The 18,150-nt window shown below is 71.1% G+C and carries 16 protein-coding genes and 1 pseudogene; 8 read left to right on the forward strand and 9 right to left on the reverse strand.

What is annotated here, in order from left to right; all coding sequences use genetic code 11:
• Nucleotides 1-1,302 carry a C-glycoside deglycosidase beta subunit domain-containing protein gene (locus tag ACZ4W9_RS18305; protein ID WP_467936829.1) on the forward strand — a complete coding sequence of 434 codons (1,302 nt, stop codon included), beginning with the start codon at nucleotides 1-3 and terminating at the stop codon, nucleotides 1,300-1,302.
• Here the strand turns inward: ACZ4W9_RS18305 and ACZ4W9_RS18310 are convergent.
• Nucleotides 1,227-1,508 (reverse strand): annotated as a pseudogene (locus ACZ4W9_RS18310) (acetoacetate decarboxylase family protein); the annotation flags it as partial. The gene ACZ4W9_RS18305 and the pseudogene ACZ4W9_RS18310 overlap by 76 nt on opposite strands.
• A gap of 205 nt (nucleotides 1,509-1,713) precedes the next feature.
• On the opposite strand from ACZ4W9_RS18310, the gene ACZ4W9_RS18315 reads away from it, so the two are divergent.
• On the forward strand, nucleotides 1,714-2,352 hold the full coding sequence (locus tag ACZ4W9_RS18315; RefSeq protein WP_467936831.1) for a helix-turn-helix transcriptional regulator: 639 nt from the start codon (nucleotides 1,714-1,716) through the stop codon (nucleotides 2,350-2,352).
• A 32-nt stretch (nucleotides 2,353-2,384) separates the two neighbouring features.
• Nucleotides 2,385-2,855 carry a DUF3291 domain-containing protein gene (locus ACZ4W9_RS18320; protein WP_467936834.1) on the forward strand — a complete coding sequence of 157 codons (471 nt, stop codon included), beginning with the start codon at nucleotides 2,385-2,387 and terminating at the stop codon, nucleotides 2,853-2,855.
• Between the two features lie 109 nt (nucleotides 2,856-2,964).
• On the opposite strand, the gene ACZ4W9_RS18325 is transcribed toward ACZ4W9_RS18320, so the two are convergent.
• The 3 genes from ACZ4W9_RS18325 to ACZ4W9_RS18335 all read right to left on the reverse strand — a co-directional run bounded on the left by ACZ4W9_RS18325 (nucleotide 2,965) and on the right by ACZ4W9_RS18335 (nucleotide 5,556).
• On the reverse strand, nucleotides 2,965-3,357 hold the full coding sequence (locus ACZ4W9_RS18325; protein ID WP_467936836.1) for a WGxxGxxG family protein: 393 nt from the start codon (nucleotides 3,355-3,357) through the stop codon (nucleotides 2,965-2,967).
• A gap of 91 nt (nucleotides 3,358-3,448) precedes the next feature.
• Nucleotides 3,449-5,029, reverse strand: a complete 1,581-nt coding sequence (locus ACZ4W9_RS18330) for a SpoIIE family protein phosphatase (RefSeq protein ID WP_467936838.1) — start codon at nucleotides 5,027-5,029, stop codon at nucleotides 3,449-3,451.
• Entirely contained in the window at nucleotides 5,026-5,556 is a 531-nt protein-coding gene (locus ACZ4W9_RS18335; RefSeq protein ID WP_467936840.1) for a methanogen output domain 1-containing protein, read from the reverse strand. Before ACZ4W9_RS18335 ends, ACZ4W9_RS18330 begins: the two co-directional genes overlap by 4 nt.
• A gap of 164 nt (nucleotides 5,557-5,720) precedes the next feature.
• Between ACZ4W9_RS18335 and ACZ4W9_RS18340 the strand changes: the two genes are divergently transcribed.
• A complete protein-coding gene (locus ACZ4W9_RS18340) occupies nucleotides 5,721-6,230 on the forward strand; it encodes an ATP-binding protein (RefSeq protein ID WP_467936842.1) in 510 nt (169 codons plus the stop codon).
• A gap of 680 nt (nucleotides 6,231-6,910) precedes the next feature.
• On the forward strand, nucleotides 6,911-8,515 hold the full coding sequence (locus tag ACZ4W9_RS18345; RefSeq protein WP_467936844.1) for an amidase: 1,605 nt from the start codon (nucleotides 6,911-6,913) through the stop codon (nucleotides 8,513-8,515).
• Between the two features lie 246 nt (nucleotides 8,516-8,761).
• On the opposite strand, the gene ACZ4W9_RS18350 is transcribed toward ACZ4W9_RS18345, so the two are convergent.
• Complete coding sequence (locus ACZ4W9_RS18350; protein WP_467936846.1) at nucleotides 8,762-9,031, reverse strand: DUF4190 domain-containing protein; 270 nt, start codon at nucleotides 9,029-9,031, stop codon at nucleotides 8,762-8,764.
• Nucleotides 9,032-9,340: 309 nt separating this feature from the next.
• Here ACZ4W9_RS18350 and ACZ4W9_RS18355 point away from each other — a divergent pair, with 309 nt between their 5' ends.
• Nucleotides 9,341-10,183 (forward strand): RNA polymerase sigma factor SigF, encoded by an 843-nt coding sequence (locus tag ACZ4W9_RS18355; RefSeq protein ID WP_467936848.1) that lies wholly within the window; start codon nucleotides 9,341-9,343, stop codon nucleotides 10,181-10,183.
• A 309-nt stretch (nucleotides 10,184-10,492) separates the two neighbouring features.
• Nucleotides 10,493-10,882 (forward strand): hypothetical protein, encoded by a 390-nt coding sequence (locus tag ACZ4W9_RS18360; protein WP_467936850.1) that lies wholly within the window; start codon nucleotides 10,493-10,495, stop codon nucleotides 10,880-10,882.
• A gap of 102 nt (nucleotides 10,883-10,984) precedes the next feature.
• Here ACZ4W9_RS18360 and ACZ4W9_RS18365 read toward each other — a convergent pair whose 3' ends face one another.
• Nucleotides 10,985-11,938 carry a YihY/virulence factor BrkB family protein gene (locus ACZ4W9_RS18365; RefSeq protein WP_467936852.1) on the reverse strand — a complete coding sequence of 318 codons (954 nt, stop codon included), beginning with the start codon at nucleotides 11,936-11,938 and terminating at the stop codon, nucleotides 10,985-10,987.
• Between the two features lie 509 nt (nucleotides 11,939-12,447).
• Here ACZ4W9_RS18365 and ACZ4W9_RS18370 point away from each other — a divergent pair.
• Nucleotides 12,448-13,641 carry a phospholipase D-like domain-containing protein gene (locus ACZ4W9_RS18370; protein WP_467936855.1) on the forward strand — a complete coding sequence of 398 codons (1,194 nt, stop codon included), beginning with the start codon at nucleotides 12,448-12,450 and terminating at the stop codon, nucleotides 13,639-13,641.
• Nucleotides 13,642-13,791: 150 nt separating this feature from the next.
• On the opposite strand, the gene ACZ4W9_RS18375 is transcribed toward ACZ4W9_RS18370, so the two are convergent.
• The 3 genes from ACZ4W9_RS18375 to ACZ4W9_RS18385 form a co-directional block, all read right to left on the reverse strand.
• Complete coding sequence (locus ACZ4W9_RS18375) at nucleotides 13,792-14,874, reverse strand: DUF1996 domain-containing protein (RefSeq protein WP_467936858.1); 1,083 nt, start codon at nucleotides 14,872-14,874, stop codon at nucleotides 13,792-13,794.
• A gap of 126 nt (nucleotides 14,875-15,000) precedes the next feature.
• Nucleotides 15,001-17,130, reverse strand: coding sequence for a discoidin domain-containing protein (locus ACZ4W9_RS18380; RefSeq protein ID WP_467936861.1), 2,130 nt, complete (start codon nucleotides 17,128-17,130; stop codon nucleotides 15,001-15,003).
• A gap of 317 nt (nucleotides 17,131-17,447) precedes the next feature.
• Entirely contained in the window at nucleotides 17,448-17,927 is a 480-nt protein-coding gene (locus ACZ4W9_RS18385) for a hypothetical protein (RefSeq protein ID WP_467936863.1), read from the reverse strand.
• Nucleotides 17,928-18,150 lie beyond the last annotated feature (223 nt).

The raw sequence follows: 18,150 nt of genomic DNA on the forward strand, positions 1-18,150 counted from the left end.
ATGCTCGAACGGCCGATCATCCAGCAGCGCGGATTCCGCAACACGACCGATGACACCGGGGTCACGGGCTTCCAGCTCCTCCTGCGCAACCCCAACTACCGAGGCATCGCCGGCAGCCTCGTCGACGGCGCCGACGTGATCGTCGACGGACACCCCTTCCCGCGCGAGGCGCAGCGCTGGACCCTCCAGGGCCGTACGTTCACGCTCGACGACCTGCGCGCTTCCACGGACGTGCGCTGGCAACTGGACGAGACCGCCACGCTCTGCGTCGACCACCCGGGCGGTCTCGGCGCGGGCGTCCACCGGATCGAGGTCGCGGTCCACCTGCGCCGGCCCTACATCCCCGAGGTCGCCGGACCCTCCGTGTTCCGCGCCGCCACCACGGCCACGATCGTGCCCGGCGACGACGGAGCCCCGCACGGGCTGCGCTACGGCGTCTCGCTCTACAGCTACTCGGGCGACCTGTACACGTCGATGACGCTCCAGGACGCCATGGCCGACATCGCCGACCTGGGCGCCACCGGCATCGAGATCCTCGGCGAAGGCAACATCCCCGGCTACCCGCACCCCGACTCCGGCTGGATCGACACCTGGCACCGGCACCTGGACCGGTACGGGCTCACGCCGACGAACTACGGCTCCTGGGTCGACACCGCCATGTGGCGCGACCGCGACCTCACCGCCGAGGAGGGCCGCGCACAGCTCGAACGCGACCTGCGCCTGGCCAAGCTGCTCGGCTTCACCTCGATCCGCCCCAAGTTCGGCGTCGTCACCCCGGAGCTCGACCCGCACCCCATCTGGCAGCCCGCGGTGGAGCGGGTCCTCGACCTCGCGGCCGACCTCGACATCGTCATCTGCCCCGAGATCCACAGCCCCACCCCGATCAGGCACCCGGTCACGCAGGCGTACCTCGACTTCATCGACCGGACCGGCAGCGACCACTTCAAGCTGCTCATCGACACCGGCATCTTCCAGACGGCACCGGTCGACGACGGCCACGAGGGCTTCGAGGGCAAGAAGCGCCCCGCGTTCCTGGAACCCCTGGCCGTTCCCCTGTCCCACCTCGCCGACGTGCTGCCCCATGTGCACTTCATCCAGGCGAAGTTCTTCGAGATCGACGACCGGCTCACCGATCTGCACATCCCCTGGCACGACATCCTCGCCACCCTGCGCTCGGCCGGCTGGCAGGGCTGGCTCTCGAGCGAGTACGAGGGACGCCGCGAACCCTACCGGGGCCGCGACCAGGTCCGCCGCCAGCACGCCCTGCTCCGATCGCTGAACGGGAGCGCGGGCCTGGCATGACGTCCGGGAGGGCGTCCGGCCGGGTGTCCGGGATGCTCGTACTTCCAGCCCGCGAGAGAGTCGTGCACCGGCGTCATCGGGGACAGCGTCAGGTCGGTGACGAGGTGGCCGGCCGAGACGACCTCCCGTACCGGCAGGTCCGCCAGGGGAGCCTTGACGTGCTCGAACAGCTGAAGCCTGGCCGGGCCGGTCCAGGCGGCCTTGACGGGGCCGGAGTGCCCGAAGGGTCCTGACCGCACGGCCGACGGCGGCAACGTGTCCGAGTCCGCCGGCCGCCGGCGGCGCGACGAGCTGATCGGACCGCCCGCCGCCCGGGCGCCACCGGTCGCGCCGCCGGCCGCACAGCCCGGCAGGCAGTTCCTGGCTCCCTTGGCATCAGTGACAAGCTCTCCTGGGTCATAGAGTCGGCGTGTGACTGACGAAGACTCCACGTTCGACGTGCTGGCCGTGCTGAGCGACCCCGTGCGCCGCCGCCTCTACCGATACGTCGCCGCCGCCCCCGACGAGGTGGGCCGTGACGGGGCCGCGGAAGCGGCCGGGATCTCCCGGTCGCTGGCCGCCTTCCACCTGGACAAGCTGGTCGAGGCCGGGCTGCTCACCGTCTCCTTCCGGCGGCTGTCCGGGCGCACCGGCCCCGGGGCGGGGCGGCCGGCGAAGCTGTACCGGCGCGCCGAAGCGGAGCATTCCGTCTCCGTGCCGCCGCGGTCGTACGAAGCCGCCGGCCGGCTGCTCGCCGAGGTGCTGGAGAACGCCGGGCTGGACCGGGAGTTGCAGGCCGCGGCGAGGGCGGCGGGTGCGTCCCATCCGGACGCCCGTGCCGACGACGTGGAGGCGGCGCTGCGGGCCCGCGGCTACGAGCCCTTCTGGGACGGGGAGACGCTGCGGCTGCGCAACTGCCCCTTCCACGTGCTGGCCACGGAGTTCCCCGCCCTGATCTGCGGGATGAACCTGGCGCTCATCGAGGGCCTGGCGCCTGGGCAGTGGACACCGGAGATGGATCCGTGCCCTGGCGGATGCTGCGTAGCCCTCTCTAAAAATAAAAATCATTGACGATAGAAGTCCGGCCAGGTCATGCTGTGCTCATGACTGAGTCTCACCTGGCGCAGGTCAACATCGGCCGCATCGTCGCCCCGCTGGACAGCCCCGAGTTGGCCGATTTCGTCGCCCTGCAACCGGAGATCAACGCGCTTGCCGACCGGAGCCCCGGGTTCGTCTGGCGCATGGTGGACGCCGGTGGCATGGACGCGACCGGCATCCGGCCCGACGGGAGCGACGCGCGACTGCTGTTCAACTGCTCGGTCTGGGAGTCGGTCGAAGCCCTTCGGGACTTCACGTACCGCAGCGATCACCTTCGCGTACTGGGCCGCCGCCGGGAGTGGTTCCGCCGCATGGCCGAGGCGCACCAGGCCCTGTGGTGGATCCCGGTGGGCCACCGCCCGACCGTGGCCGAGGCGGTGGAGCGGGTCGCGATGCTGCGCGAGAACGGGCCCGGCCCGCAGGCGTTCACCTTCCGCGACCCGTACCCGGCCCCGAGCGAAGAGGCGCGGCTCTAGCTGGGCCCGGGGTGCGGGGGACACCCGCTCTTCCGGGGTTCGCGGCAGGAGCCTGCGGGAACGGCCAGGACCGGTCGGCGGCAAGGTGGGTCTTGTGCGGATATCCGGGTCAGGGACGGCCGGTGCCCGTGCCGCGGTAGGCCCCCGCATCGTGTGTCTTCCGGCGGCGGGGGATGAGGCCGAGCAGACCCAGGAGGCCGGCGAGCCCCCAGAGCCCCCACCCTCCGTCGTCATCGTCCTTGTTCCGATCGTCCTGTGCCTGGGGTGAAACGGTCTGCACGGTGGCCGTCTGGGCCACTGCCGGTGTCCGCGCTTCCGCGGTGACGGCAGCGGGGCCCGCGAGCAGAGCGGCGGTCAGGAGAGTACTGACAGTCGTGCGACGCATGGTTCCTCCTTGGCTCACATGGAGATTGCGGTGGCGTCCCGTGGGTCGAAGCCGCCTGCACCAGTCCGGCATACGCCCCGGTAATGCGCACGTGGCGGAGTGGGTGGGTACCGCCATTCGAGTGAAATACGGGGCTGTGTGCGGTGTATCTGCCGCAGCGCGGCCGCCACCTTCCACGTCCGTGCGGAGTGCGCGCCGTGGGCGGCGATCAGGCCGGTGGGCGGAAGCGGACGGCGAGCAGGGCCCGGTCGTCGGGGAACGCGGCCTCGGGCTGGTGGTGCAGGAACCGGTCGCACAGCTCGGCGATGTCCAGACCGCTGACGGTGCGCGCGAACGAGGTCAGCCGTTCCATTCCCGTGGCGAGGTCCTCGCGACGGCGCTCGATCAGCCCGTCGGTGTACAGCAGCAGGGTGTCGTCGTCGTCCACCGTGGTGGCGGCCAGTCGGTAGCAGACGTCGCGGACGGGGCCGAGGGGCGGTGAGGTGGCGTCGTCGAGGTAGGCGCTGGTGCCGTCGGCGTGGATGAGCAGTGGCGGCGGGTGGCCGGCGCGGGCGTAGGTCAGGCCGCGCGTCCGGCGGTCGAAGACCAGGTAGCAGGCGGTGGCCATGCGGTTCGGATGGTAGCGGCCCAGGAAGGTGTTCAGTTCGTCGAGGACGGCGGCGGGGTCGGTGCCGCAGCGCGGCACGATGTTGCGGAGGGCGGCGGTGATCTGCGCCATGACGGTCGCCTCGTGCAGTCCGTGGCCGGCCACGTCGCCGATGCTCAGCCCGATGTGATCGGCGTCCACGTCGTAAACGTCGTACCAGTCACCGCCGACCGAGAGCAGGTCGCTTCCCGGGGCGTAGCAGGTGGCCGTCTGCAGACCGGGCAGGCGCGGCAACTGGGGCAGCAGACTGAGCTGCAGGCGTTCGGCGACCCGATGCTCGTGCTCGTGCAGCCCTGCCCGGCGCAGAGCCTGGGCGATCTGCTGGGCGACAGCCGTCACATGCTCGGGAGTGGTGGAGTGGTGTGCGCCGTGGACGATCAGCATGCCCAGCTGGACGCCGTCCGCCTCCAGCGACAGGGCGAGCGGAACCGCGTCCGCTGCCTCGCGGGGAAGCGAGCCGTCCGAGGAAGACGGCCGGTCCAGGTCGGTCCAGCCCCCCGACCCGGCCGGGAGGCGGTTGTCCTCCGGCTGCAGGGGCGGCACCAGCCGCGCCGAGTGCAGGTAGAGCTCCGCCGCGGTGGCCCCGAGGGCGGCCGGCGCGACCTCGCTGACGACGCGGGAAACCTGCGCGAGGGTGATCGCTCCGGCCAGGGCCGCGGTCAGGTCGTACAGGTGCTGCAACCGGGCACGGGCGGCCTGTTCGGCGGCCAGCAGCCGCGCCCGGTCCACTTCGGTGGCCCGACGGAAGGCGACCTCCCGGTTCAGCGCTTCCACCTGCTGGCTCAGCACGACGAACCGGTCGGACGTCCCGGCCTCGACGAGATGCAGTTGTATGGCCGGCTGCGGGCCGTCCCACCAGGTGGCGCGCGCCCCGTGGCAGCGGAAGCGCCGCGTGCGGCCGTCCGCGTCCTTCATGACCAACGCTCCGGGCACGGGGCTGCCGCTGCGCAGCCATACGGCCAACTGCCGGCGCAGCCACTCTGTGTCGTCGGGCCGTAGATCGAACAAGCTGGCGTCCGGGCGCAGGCGGTCGTCACAGCGGCAGGCCGCCGGGTTGGCGGCCAGTACGCGGCCGTCGGCCCCGCAGAGCAGCACCGGGTGGGGCAGCGGTTTGGTGATGGCCCGGAAGAGGCCAAGGGTCACGGGGCCACAGCCGGGTCGCCGAAGTACTCGCGGCCACTCGACGTCTCGATGTCCACGTCGGGGACCAGGTGCACCACCACGCGGCAGCCCGCGTCACCGCGCGCGATGGTCTCCTCCAGCTCCACCCGCGCGTAGCCCAGGTTGCGGGCGGCGATGGTGCCGAAGACGTTGGACGTCATCATGCACATCGACTCCCGGCCCAACACCTTCTCGGCGAACGGGCACACCCGGTTGCCGAGCACGATCTTCGTCTCGTCGTGCTCGATGACATGGAAGTCACCGTTGATGCGGCGCTTGAGATCCACCAGCGCCTCGGCGACCTGTTCGCCCGTGAGGCGGTCGGTTCCCAGCGCCTTGAGGTACATCTCGTCGATCTGGGTGCCGACGGCTTGCCCCACCAGGCTGACGTAGCCGGACGCCTCCTCCAGGCCGATCACCGACTCCAGCGACGTTGCCAGCTCACGCACCAGGGTCCGCAGGAACACATCACGGTCCAGCGAAATCTCCGCATCCGAAACCTGTCCCATGCCGGCTCCCTCACCTCGGACCGCGACGGCAGCGTGTCCGGCGTGGCCTCGTCTCTTGCGACGGGACCTGATTCTGCCAGCGCCCGCCGACCCGCCACTACCGACCCTGCCCCTCCTTCGACGAATGATCTTCACACAATCTGACGCTCCTCCGGTAGGCCCGGATGGTTCACCAGGTAGGCGGGGGTAACCCGACACACGGCTGCCACCGTTCCGCACACCGCGTCTGTCCGCAGGGGTGCAGGGTCCACGCACGTTGGAGGAAGCTCGTGAGAGGCGCACCGATCATCCCATCCTGCGAGTCGCGTTTCCCCGCGGTCACGGCGAGCATCGCTACCGCTCGGCACTGGGTCCGTGACTGTGTGGAAGGTTTCGGCGAGTCGCTGCGCCGGCACTCGGTGGTGCAGACCGCCGAACTGCTGGTCTCGGAACTGATCACCAACGCCATTCGTCACGGCACCGGTTCTCCCCTCATCCGGCTCACCTGGAACGGGCGGCTGCTGTGCATCGCGGTCAGCGATGACAGCGACCGTCAGCCCCGCATGCGCGCCACCGCGCACACCGAGCCCGGCGGCTTCGGCATGCAGCTCCTCGAACGACTCGCCTGGCGCTGGGGCGTCACCCCACGCCAACCCGGCAAAACGGTCTGGGCGGAACTCAGCCTCGACTCCTGAGGTCGCCCCACCAGAGGCGCGGATTGCCGTGCGCGCCCCGGACATGACAGGGCTGAAGGCCGTGGCGTGCGGCACCGCCCGGCCCGGAGCACGCCGACTGCCACGTCCGGCTCGATGCGTCCGGGCCGGACCTCGCCGCCCGCACCCGGGCGGTCCACCGGCTCGCCCATGCCGGAGTGCGGATGCACCAAGCCGCCGTCGGGGACGCGGACGTACGACACGTCCTCGACTCCGCCGAGCTCCCGGACAGCCCCCCGGAAGCGGGTCCCCGCACATGGCCGAGCACATCGAAAGGGCGCCGGACGGCCGGCCGCCGCGTTCCGCCCGGCTCGGCGCAACCGCGTCGACAACAGGCCCCCACCGGCCTGATGGCCCTTGAGGGGCGCACGTGGCACGCGGCCTTGGCCGTGGGCGAGCAGGTCGTCGCGGGCCGGATCGTGCCGGCTTACCGTGCGAACCTCACGGCCTTCACCGTCGGTTCCGTCAACGCGTCGCCGGATGAGCTCGGCAGGCGCCCGTCACGGTGACGACGACCGGAGGCACGGTCGTGCCCCGGCCCGGGACAGGGGCCTCGCCGACGGGTCCGACACCGGGGCGGGCCGGGCACGGGGCCCGGGTGTGGGCACGGGCGGGCGGGGCGCTCTTGTGCCGGACGGCTCCGTGTAGTGGGCTGTGCGGCCATGAAGAGAAGAAGCGTGACGGTGCTCGCCGCGGCCCTGGTCGTGGCGCCCCTTCTGGCGGGCGCGCCCGGTCAGCGGGCCGAGGCCGCCGCCGACGGTGCGGCCGGTGCGGCGCAGCGGGCCGGTTCCTCCCCGGTGGCCGGACTGGACCTCGACACGGTGACGATCCCCGAATTACAGAGGCGCATGGAACGCGGGTCGCTCACGTCGTCGGCGCTGACACGGGCGTACCTGCGACGGATCGAGACCATCGATCCGAAGCTGCACGCGGTGCTGCGCACGAGCCCGACGGCGCTGCGCCAGGCGGCCGCCAGCGACGCCAGGCACCGTCGGGGGACGGTCCGCGGTCCGCTCGACGGCATCCCCGTGCTGCTCAAGGACAACGTGAACACCCGCGACATGCCGACGACCGCCGGGTCGTTCGCGCTGGCCACGCGTCCCCCGGACACGGACGCGGTGCTGGTCGGCAGGCTCCGGGCGGCGGGCGCGGTGATCCTGGGCAAGGCCAACATGTCGGAGTGGGCCAACTTCCGCGCCGCGAAGCCGACGTCGGGGTGGTCGGCCGTGGGAGGACAGACGAACAACCCGTACGTCCTGGACCGCAATCCGTGCGGTTCGTCCTCCGGTTCGGCCGCCGCGCTCGCCGCGTCCCTGGCCCAGGTGGCGATCGGCACCGAGACGGACGGCTCCATCGTGTGCCCGGCCGGGATGAACGGGGTCGTCGGCCACAAGCCCAGCCTGGGAGTGGTCAGCCGGTCGGGCGTCGTCCCGATCTCCGCCGAGCAGGACACCGCCGGGCCGATGGCGCGCAACGTGACGGATGCCGCGCTCACCCTCTCCGTGCTCAGCGGTCGCGACACCGTGCGCGCCGGCGGTCCCGGCCTCACGGACGCGGCGAAGCGCCCCGGTGGTCTGCGGGGCAAGAGGATCGGGCTGTGGCGCCTGCCTTCGCTCGGTCCGGAGACGGACGCCGTGATGACGCGCGCGGCGGACCGGCTGCGCGGCGCGGGCGCACAAGTCGTCGACGTGACGCTGCCCTACCAGGGCCGGCTTGCCGAGCTCGAGTTCCCGGCGCTGTTGAGCGAGTTCCACCGGGACATCGACGCCTACCTCGCCACCCGAAGCGGACCGCGGAGCCTCGCCGGGCTGGTCGAGTTCAACCGGACGCACCCGGCCGAGCGGACCTGCTTCGCGGGCCAGGAACTGTTCGAGCAGGCGCTGGCCGCGCCTTCGACCACCGATCCACGCTACCGGGCCGTGCGGGCGGAGCTGAAGGATCTGTCCCGGAGGTCCATCGACGAGACCATGGCCGCCCACGGCCTGGACGCCATCGCTTCCCCGGCGAATCCGCCGGCTTGGACGACCGACTGTGCCCGGGGCGACAACGACGTCATTCCGTCCTCCACTCCGGCCGCCGTCGCCGGATACCCGTCGTTGTCCGTGCCCGCGGGATCCGTCGGCGAGTTGCCCGTCGGGCTGCTCCTGATGGCCGGCGACCGCGAAGACGCGGAACTTCTGTCGCTCGGAACTCTGGTGGAGCGGCGATTGGCCGCCTGGCGGGCGCCCCGGTACCTGCCGTCCGTGCCACCCGGCACCTCGCGGTGAGACGGCCGGCCTGCCGCCGCACCGGCTCCACGGGAGCGGCGGCCTTCCCCGGCGATCCCGGAGTCACGGAAGTCTTCCCGCGCGGGCCGGTTCCCGAGGGTGCATCCGCGGATGCGGGACCACGTACATGGCCCGCGTCGATCACGCCCGCGCCGCCCCCGGCAGTGGAGCCGGGGGCGGCGCGGGTATGTCCTGCCCCTTCCGGGCCGCGCGCCGGGTGACCGGTGCGGGCGCGGGCGCGGCGGGTCAGCCGACGTGCCAGGTGAAGGCGCCGCCGTTCCGGGCGGCGACGGCGAACATCACGATCATGAGGACGAGGTCGGCCACGCCGAGACCGATGTCCCACTTCGCCATCGTGGAGCCGGTCTGCCGCAGGGCCACGGCGCCGAAGATGATGGCCAGCGGCCCCAGGACGATCGGCAGGATGAACAGGCCGACGATGCCGCAGACCAGTCCCGCGATCGCCAGACCGCTGGTCCGGCTCGTCTTGTGGGCGCCTGTGCTGTAGGACGACATCACTTATCTCCCTAATCGTCGTTACTGTCTGCTTTCATCTCCTCCGGTTCCCCTCTGCTTGCCCGTCACGGCCGGGTCATGCCTGTCGGATGTGGACCCAAATCATCGCGGACGAAGCGGAGTTGGCGGCTCGACGGGAGTACCGAACCGGTCCGCTGGGCGCGGCCCGTCCCGCACCCTGCGTCCGGAGCCGGGGAGGGCTCGACAAAAAGCGGCGAACTCCGGGGAATGCCGCTCGGGAGTCGGGGTAGACGCTGGCTTGCCGGAGAACCGGCCAAGGACAGTAACGACCGATTGGATGGGCGCACAATGGCGACGACGACCGTGCAGAGGACCGCGCACGTGGCGGACGTACCGGAGATCGCGGATCCCTCCAAGGTCGCGCCCAAGGACGCGCGGGAGCTGTCGAAGCTGTTCTTCGACCAGTTGGCGGTGCTGGAGGAGGGGACCCCCGAGTACCAGTACGCGCGCAACACGCTCATCGAGATGAACATGTCCCTCGTCCGCTTCGCGGCCGGCCGGTTCCGCAGCCGGGGCCCGGAGGAGATGGAGGACATCGTCCAGGTCGGCATGATCGGACTGATCAAGGCCATCGACCGGTTCGAGATATCCCGTGAGGTGGAGTTCACCTCGTTCGCCGTGCCCTACATCGTCGGCGAGATCAAGCGGTTCTTCCGTGACACCTCCTGGGCCGTGCACGTTCCGCGCAGGCTTCAGGAAGCCCGTGTGCAACTCGCCCGCGCGAACGAGGAACTGCGCAGCCGGCTGGGCCGGACGCCGACGACCAAAGAGCTGTCCGAGCTGATGAGCCTGCCGGAGGACGAGGTCGTGGAGGCCCAGCTGGCCTCCAACGGCTACAAGTCGGCCTCCCTGGACGCGGCGATCAACGGCAGCGAGGACGGCGAAGCCGCGCTGGCGGACTTCATCGGCGCCGACGACGCCGCCCTCGGCCTGATCGAGGACTTCCGCTCCCTCGCCCCGATGATCGCCGAACTCGACGAACGCGACCGCAAGATCATCCACTGGCGGTTCGTCGAGGAGCTGACCCAGGCACAGATCGGCGAGCGCCTCGGCGTCTCCCAGATGCACGTCTCCCGCCTGATCTCCCGCCTCCTGGGCCGCCTGCGCGAAGGCATGCTGGCCACGGACTGACGGACCGGAGGAGCGGTACCCCCGCTCTGTTCGGGCACATGTACGATCACGCGTCGGTGGATGAGGGGCTCCTGACCGCAGGGGCCCCTCCGGCGTGGGGATCGGTACGTGGACAGCGACAGAAGCAGGAACCAGTCGGCCATGAGGCGGAGCGCGCTCGTGGCCGTCGCCCTTGTCTGCTCGGTGGCGAGCGGATGCGGCGCCGGTGACGGCGAACCGGAGGCAGGCCCGACGGCTGGGTCCGGCCCCGGGCGCACCGTGGCGGCCGGTTCACCGGCACCCGCCCGGCCGGAGCCCCGGAAGGTCACCATGTCACTGGCGGAGATCGCCGACAGCCCGGGCACCTTCAAGCGGTTCCAGGACTTCGTCGCCCGGTACGGAACGACCCGGCAGAAGCGGGCCGTCAAGCACCTGACGGGCTGGCGCGGCTACGAACGAAAGCCGGCCTACCCGGCCCTGGAGGCCGGTTCGGACTACCCGACCGTCGACTACGAGGCGATCGACGCCGGGGACGCGGCCGAGCAGGACAAGATGCTGGACCTGGAGAAGCAGGGCCAGTACATCGCCGAAGCGTTCGCGGCCTGGTGGGAGCCCGACGAGAGGTCGGTCCTCCAGGTGTACGACCGCAGCGGCGACTACGCCGCCGGAACCGCGTGCATCCGGCCCGACACGGTCGAGAAGGAAGGATCGTGTCTCTGACCCGGCCTGCGCCCGCACCTTGGTGATACCGCGCGGCACCTTGGTGATACCGCGCGGCGCCCGAGTCGATGCCCGCGAGAGCCGCCACGCCCCCTCGGCCCGTCAGACCCCCGGATCGGCGTCGGCCGGGCCGGGACGCCGGCCGCGAGCCGCCTCCAGCTGGGCGGCGAAGGACAGGCCGAGGAACAGGGCGATGGAGGTCAGGTAGGCCCACAGCAGCAGGGACATGAAGGCGCTCAGGGGACCGTAGACGGTGTCGAACGAACCGCTGAGCTCGAGATAGACGCTCAGCAGCCAGGTCAGTGTCATCCACAGCACCAGGTACACGGCGGCGCCGAAGGCGAGCCAGGTGTAGCCGGGCTGTTTGCGGCGCGGTGCGCGGCGGAAGACGGTGCTGGCCGAGAGAAGGGCGAGCAGCAGGCCGAAGGGCCAGCGAAGGATGTTCCATGCCCGCCGGGCGCTGTCGTCGAGGTGGTAGACGGCCACCGCCGCCGAGGCGAGGTCGTCCCCGGCGACCATGGCGACGAACCCCAGTCCGAGGGGCAGTCCGGCGCTGACGGCCATGATCAGGCCGCGCAGGTACTTGAGGTGGAAGGGGCGGTCGCGTTCGTTGCCGTAGATCCGGTTGGCGCCGCGCTCGATCTGGCACATCGCGGTGGTGACGTTGACCAGTGAGAAGACGGCACCGAACCAGAGGGCGATCGCGGCGCCGTCGCCCGCCGTGCGCCGGCTGCGCTCCAGCGCGTCGTCGACGACATCGGCGCTGGGGCCCTGGGCGATCCTGTGGATCGTCAGTTCCGCGAGCCTGCCTATGCTCTCCGTGTGCAGCGTGGTGGACAGGCCGACGAAGGCGATCGCCAAGGGGATGACGGCGAGAACCGTCTGCAGGGCGAGGGCACGGGAGTGACTGAACCCGTCGGCGTAACGGAAGCGGACGAAGGCGTCCCTGAGCAGCGGCCAGCCGCCGTAGCGGCGCAGCGCCGCCCACGCCTCGTCGCCGGACAGCTCCTCTCCGCTCATGTCCCGTGTCTCGGGCACCTTCGTCGCGGTACCCATTCACTTCCCCCCTTCCGGCGACCACGCGACCGGAGCACCGGACCGGGCCGTACGGGTGTGACCGCGGGCCCGGCCCGACGTGGACGGCGGGCCGCCGGGCCGTCGCACGTCCGCGGGGTGACGGTCCACGGCCACGGTGCCCGACGGGCAGACGCCGGGGCCCACCCCCGGTCTCTCGCCGGGCGGCCCGGCAGGTGTCCCGGATACAGCGGTCGGCATGCGTACTTCCCTGGTCGACGTCACGCTGCGATGCCCGGCCGGAGGCGGAATCCCCCGGCCCCTCGCCGTATGCCCGCTGAGCCCGGAAGCAGACGGGCCGTACGCGCCGCACTCCGCCCCGGTGCCGTCGTCGATCACTCCGCTGACCGTCTCGGGACGCTCAGCGGACGGCGCCGTCGGCGGGGAGTGCCGCGGTGCCCACCGGGCATCCTGGTTCTCGGGCTCCTGCGGCAGCCCGCACCGATCCGGCCGCATGATCGAACGGGAGAGACGACGTGATACTCGACGGCATGCCGACGGCCCCGGCCCAGGGCACCGCGACGGACGCGGCAGCGCGCAAGCAGCGTCTGCGCCGCCGCCTGGAGCGGCTGATCGGCATCGCCGCCACCGAGGGAAACGAGCTGGTCCCGCTGCGCAATGGCGACGAGATCTTTCCCGCGATGCTCGACGCGATCGGTTCGGCCCGGCACACGATCGACATGATGACGTTCGTCTACTGGCGCGGTCAGATCGCCCGCGACTTCGCCTTCGCGCTCGCCGAGCGCGCCCGGGCGGGGGTACGCGTCCGGTTGCTGCTGGACGGTTTCGGCGCCAAGGAGATCGAGCGGCAACTGCTGGACCTCATGGACACGGCGGGTGTGCAGGTGGCCTGGTTCCGCAAGCCGGTCTGGCTGTCGCCGTTCAAGCAGAACCATCGTTGCCACCGCAAGGCGCTCGTCGTCGACGAACAGACCGCGTTCACCGGGGGCGTCGGCATCGCGGAGGAATGGTGCGGGGACGCCCGGGATCCGGGGGAGTGGCGCGACACCCATGTCCAGGTGCGCGGGCCCGCCGTGGACGGCATCGCGGCCGCGTTCGCGCAGAACTGGGCCGAGTGCCACGACGAACTGTTCGACGACCGCGACCGCTTCACCGAGCACCCGCAGCCCGGCTCGTCCATCGTCCAGGTCGTGCGTGGTTCCGCCAGCATCGGCTGGCAGGACATGCAGACCCTCATCAGGGTCATGCTCACCTCCGCCGAGGAGCGTTTCCGCCTCGCCACCGCCTACTTCGCGCCCGACACCTACTTCATCGACCTGCTGTGCCGCACCGCCCGCCGAGGTGTGCGGGTGGAGATCCTCCTCCCCGGTCCCCACACCGACCAGCGCGCCTGTCAGCTCGCCGGCCAGCACCACTACACACGGTTGCTGGAGGCGGGCGTCCACATCCGCCAGTACCAGCCGACCATGATGCACGCCAAGATCATCACGGTGGACTCGGTCGCCGCCCTGATCGGCTCCACCAACTTCAACCGCCGCTCCATGGACCACGACGAAGAGGTCATGCTCGCCGTGCTGGACGAGGAGTTCACCGCCGCCCTCGACCGCGACTACGACGTGGACCTGGAGCGCAGCGTCGAGATCGACCTGCACCGGTGGAGACGGCGGACCGTGCTCCAGCGGGCCAAGGAAGCCGCCGTCACCCCGGTCCGCCGCTTCTTGTGACCGTCACGGCGCGGTCGAGGCCCGCGGCCCGGTGCGGCACGCCGGACGACCGCGGCACGGTATGCGGACCGGGTCCCGTCCGCTGAGCGGCGGCCCGCTCCCGCGCGGGGCGCACGGGAGCGGGCCGGGACGGGCGGGACGGGGCGGCGGTCAGGGCAGTCGGTAGTCCGGGCCGAGGACCGCGCCGGCCTCCGGGTGGGTCTGGTCGTACCCGCGGGCGTCGCACTGGAGGCCGCCCACGACGCAGTGGTCGACCATGGCCTTGAGGGTGCGTTCCTCCCACGCGTTGAAGAAGTCGTAGTGGAAGGAGTAGCCGCGGCCGCTGGCCAGGCGTACCTGGCTCATGTCGCCGTTGACCGGGAACGCCATCTTGAACTCGATCATCGGGACGGCGACCGGGTGGTCGGCGGGACACATGTTGTCGTTGGTGCCGGGCTTGACGACCGGGTAGGCCATGTGGCTCTGGTGGTCCGGTGTGTCGAGGTACTTCCCGTCCCAGCAACTGGGCGCCTGGAAGCGGAGGTTCAGCTGCACGTCGGCCCGGTTCGGGCAGCTCGCGGGAAAGTCGGTGTTGAAGTAGCTGTCGCCGCATTCCCAGCCCTCGACGAAGCCGCGGTGGTGGCGGAACGCGTCGGCGCTCTGCATCGGGTCGCCCACGACGAACCGCAGTCCCTTGGGGAAGGGCCGCACGCTGGTGTAGTCGGTGACGCCGGACTTGTAGTAGATGGTCTGCGGGCCCACGGGCAGGATCTTCTGGTCGCCCTTGTACAGCGAGGGCATCCAGTACGCCGAGGCGTCGGCCGGCGCCTTGCAGGTGGTGGCGCCGCCGTAGAGGGAGGCGGTGGTGCTGCCCGCGTTCGTCGACGTGTTGCCCATGAAGGTGTGGTCGTGGGACTTGCCGGGCTGGCCCGGGTAGACGATCGGGTCGTCCGGGGCGGTGTGTGTGACCGAGCAGTTCGCCTGGAACTCGTGGAAGTAGCGGGAGGGCGGGGTGGCCGTGGAGGGTGTGACGCCCGTGACCTGCGGTACCGCCGGAATGTAGCCGTCGCCGTCCGGGTCGTCGCCGGACGCCTGGGTGGAGGCGGCCATCGTGTGCCCGGTGTGGGCGACGGCGGCGGGTGCCGTGCCGCCGGTGTCGGTGGCGGCGGAGGCGATGGTGCCCACGCCGAGGACGCTGGCGAGCATCGCGGTGCCGAGGAGGAGTGCGGGGAGCCGTTTCGGACTCGATTTCATGGGATCTCCTGCCCGTGGGGTGGGAAGAGGCCCGCGCACACGCGCACGTGTCACGCGGGTGGCGTTGGGTGGAGCGGTGGTGGCGAAACCCTCACGGCCGCGCCACCTTCGTCCGGGGCACAGCCGTCAGCCGTAGATCCCCAGCTCATGGAGGGAGTAGCCCCAGCTCGTGCCGCGCGCCGTCAGCTGGAGGCGCACGTAGCGGCCGGTGGCCGAGACGTCGAGGGTGTCCACGTCACCGTCACCGGCGGCCGTGGAGTACACCGACCGCCAGTCGGTGCCGTCGTTTGAGACCCGCACCTCGTAGGACTTGGCATAGGCCGGGTCCCAGACCAGCTGCAGCCTGCGCAGGGCCTTCGAGGAGCCGAGGTCCACCTGGAACCACTGCGGGTCGCTCCAGTCGCCGGCCCAGCGGGTCTCGGCGCGGCCGTCGACGGCCAGTGCCGGGGCGCAGGGGCAGTCACCGTAGGACGGCTGGAAGGAGGAGGCGGTCGCCGGCCGGTTCAGCGCCAGGTTGGTCCCGCTCACCGGCGGGGCGACGACCCTGACGGACCGGGTCTCGATGCCGGCGTTGCCGTGCCCGTCCTCGGCCTGGACGTACACCTTCCACACGCCGAGCCGCTGGGGTGCGGTGACGGCGAAGTTCCCGTTGCCGGTCGAGCGCCACCGCGCCTCGACGAGCCGCTTGTCACCGTCGGCGTAGTTGCCGCTGAGGAAGACCTTGTACGTGATCGGGTCGCCCTCGGGGTCACGGACGTCGGCGTGCACGGTGAACTCGCCGCCGGCCGGCGCCGAGGAGGCGGGGGTGACGGTCATGTCGCTGATGACGGGGGAGGTGTCGGAACCGGCCGTCGATCCGGTGTAGGCCTTCTTGACGGCGTAGTACGACAGCCGCTTCAGCCCGTCGGGCACCAGGTTGAACCAGACACCGCCGAAGTCGTGCTCGGTTCCGTAGTGGAAGAGGGTGGCCCCCAGCGCCACGCCCCGGTGGCCGGTCACGCAGTTCCACGCCTTGGTGTACCCGTCCGCCTTCTGCACGTCGGTCGGCTCGTCGGGGACGCCGTTGACGTCGTCGGGCACCTCCCACTCACCGGCCGGGCCGGTCTCGGTGATGATGTACGGCTTGGTGTAGCCCCCGTCGATCCAGTCCTGGCGCACCTTGCACGCGTTGCTGTAGGAGTTCACCGCGTAGAGGTCGAGGGCGGGCGCGTTGCGCTGGTAGTACGGCCAGGCGCCGGTCCACGCGTCCGTGGACGTGACCGGGTGGTCCGGGTCGATGCCGTGGATCTTCTTGGCGACGTCGTTGACGAAGCGGGTGTAGGCGTTGCGCTGCGCCTCCAGCTCGGTGCCGCTGTAACAGTTCTGGAGTCCGAGGACCGACTCGTTGCCGACGTTCCAGATCAGCGTCGCCGGGTGACTCTTGTAGGCGTCCACCCACTTGGCGAACTCGGCGAGCGAGTTGTTCTTGTACGCCGTGTCCGTCACGTAGTTCACACAGCCGCCGGCCCCCGGCCCGCCGCCCGGCTGCAGCCAGAAACCGTTGACGACGTGCATCCCGTTGGCCGCCGCCGCGTCCAGGAGCGCCTTGCTCGACGCGTCGGTGCCCCAGGTGCGGATCGTGTTGGCGCCCATCGCCCTGACGCCCGGCAGGTACGTGGGACCGTCGGAGACCGCGGGGCCCCAGGTGACTCCCTTGACGGTGTACGGCTGGCCGCCCACCGTCAGGCGCCAGTCGCCCTGGGTGCCCTCGACCTTCACGGCACCCGAGGCGGGCGGTGGGGTCGTGTCACCGGCGGAACCGTAGACCTGGAACTCCCACAGCGAGTAGCCGTATCCGCCGGACCGGGCCAGGCCCCGCATCCGGACGTAGCGGCCGGTCCCGGACACGGCGATGTCGTCGGTTCCGCCGTCGCCGCCGGTCACGGTCTTCAGGGTGTGCCAGTCGGATCCGCTGTCGGACGCCTGGATCTCGTAGCTCTTGCCGTAGGCCGTCTCCCAGGTCAGGACGACGCGGCTGAGGTTCGACACCCGGCCCAGGTCGACCTGGAGCCACTGCTGGTCGCTCCACTGGCTGGCCCACCGGGTCCCGGTCGGATCGCCGTCCACCGCCGCGGCGGCCGCGTAACCGTCGCCCTCCTGCGAGGAGGCGGTGGCCGGCCGGCCCTGCGACAGCAGGGTGTCCGCCGCGTGCGCGCCCGGCGCGGCGGCGAGGGGGAGCGAGGACGCGAGGAGTGCGCCCAGGGCGAGCAGGGGCACGCCGGCTCGGCGTGGGGGAAGGGGGCTGGGAAGGGACCTGGACAAGAGGGGCTCCTGACGGGTCGGGACGCCGGGGGACGGAGGCGGTGCGGAGCGGTGGGAAGGCCGGGACGGAATCCATGGGGGAGAGCGCTCTCCGGGAACCATGCCCGGCAGTCATGCCTCGGTCAAGAAGGTGAACAGGCTTTTCTTTAGCCTTCACTTAAGACGCCAGACTTGGGAGACGCGACATCCAGGGTGTCCCGTCGACGAGCGTGCCGCGCGCCCGGTACTTCTGCCCGCTGCGCGTCAACTCGTCGCCCGGCCTCCCTGGCCGGTCACTCGACGACTTGTACGCCGTCCGGCTTGGGGAAGGGCATCATGCTCCAGCCGGCAGGCCAGCCTTGCCGTCGGGTCTCGCCCGCTTCGGCTGCGAGAACCCGTGGAACGCGCCGCTTCCACCATTGGCCCGGGTCCTCTTCCCGGCCGGGCCAGGAGAGGGTGGCCGTGCGGAAGCGGCTGTCGAGCCGGTCCAGTTCGGACTGCCGGATCGCCCGCACGCGGGAGGGCAGGGACGGCCAGGCTCCGGCCAGGGCCTCGCGGCACCAGATGTCATGGCCGAGGTCGGGTGCGGACCATGCGTAGCCGTCCTCCACGTCCTCCACGACGTCCTGCCATGCCGCCAGGAGCGAGTTGAGCGTCCACGACTGCCCGTCGGCCCGACATCCGACCGCGGCCGACACCGCCGCCCGTACCGCCTCGTACTCCTCGGCGGTCGGAGGTGTCTCGTCGAGCTGCTCGGATGATGTCCGGTCCATGCGTCGAGTGTCTCCGCGAGAGGTCTCCTCCTGAGGGCTTTTCGGGGGAGTCGCGGAGGCGGAATCCCGACCGGACGCCCCGGGGCAAGTGGCGAAAGTTTCGGTGTATCGCCGCCGGTGCGCGGTTGCGGAACCGCTCGGACGTCCTGTTGTGGCGGCTGGTTCGGCGGAGAAGGTTGACACGTCCGGCCGACTCTCTACTATCCGGGGGGCACGAGTTTCC

The sequence above is a fragment of the Streptomyces sp. NPDC029296 genome (assembly GCF_055569255.1).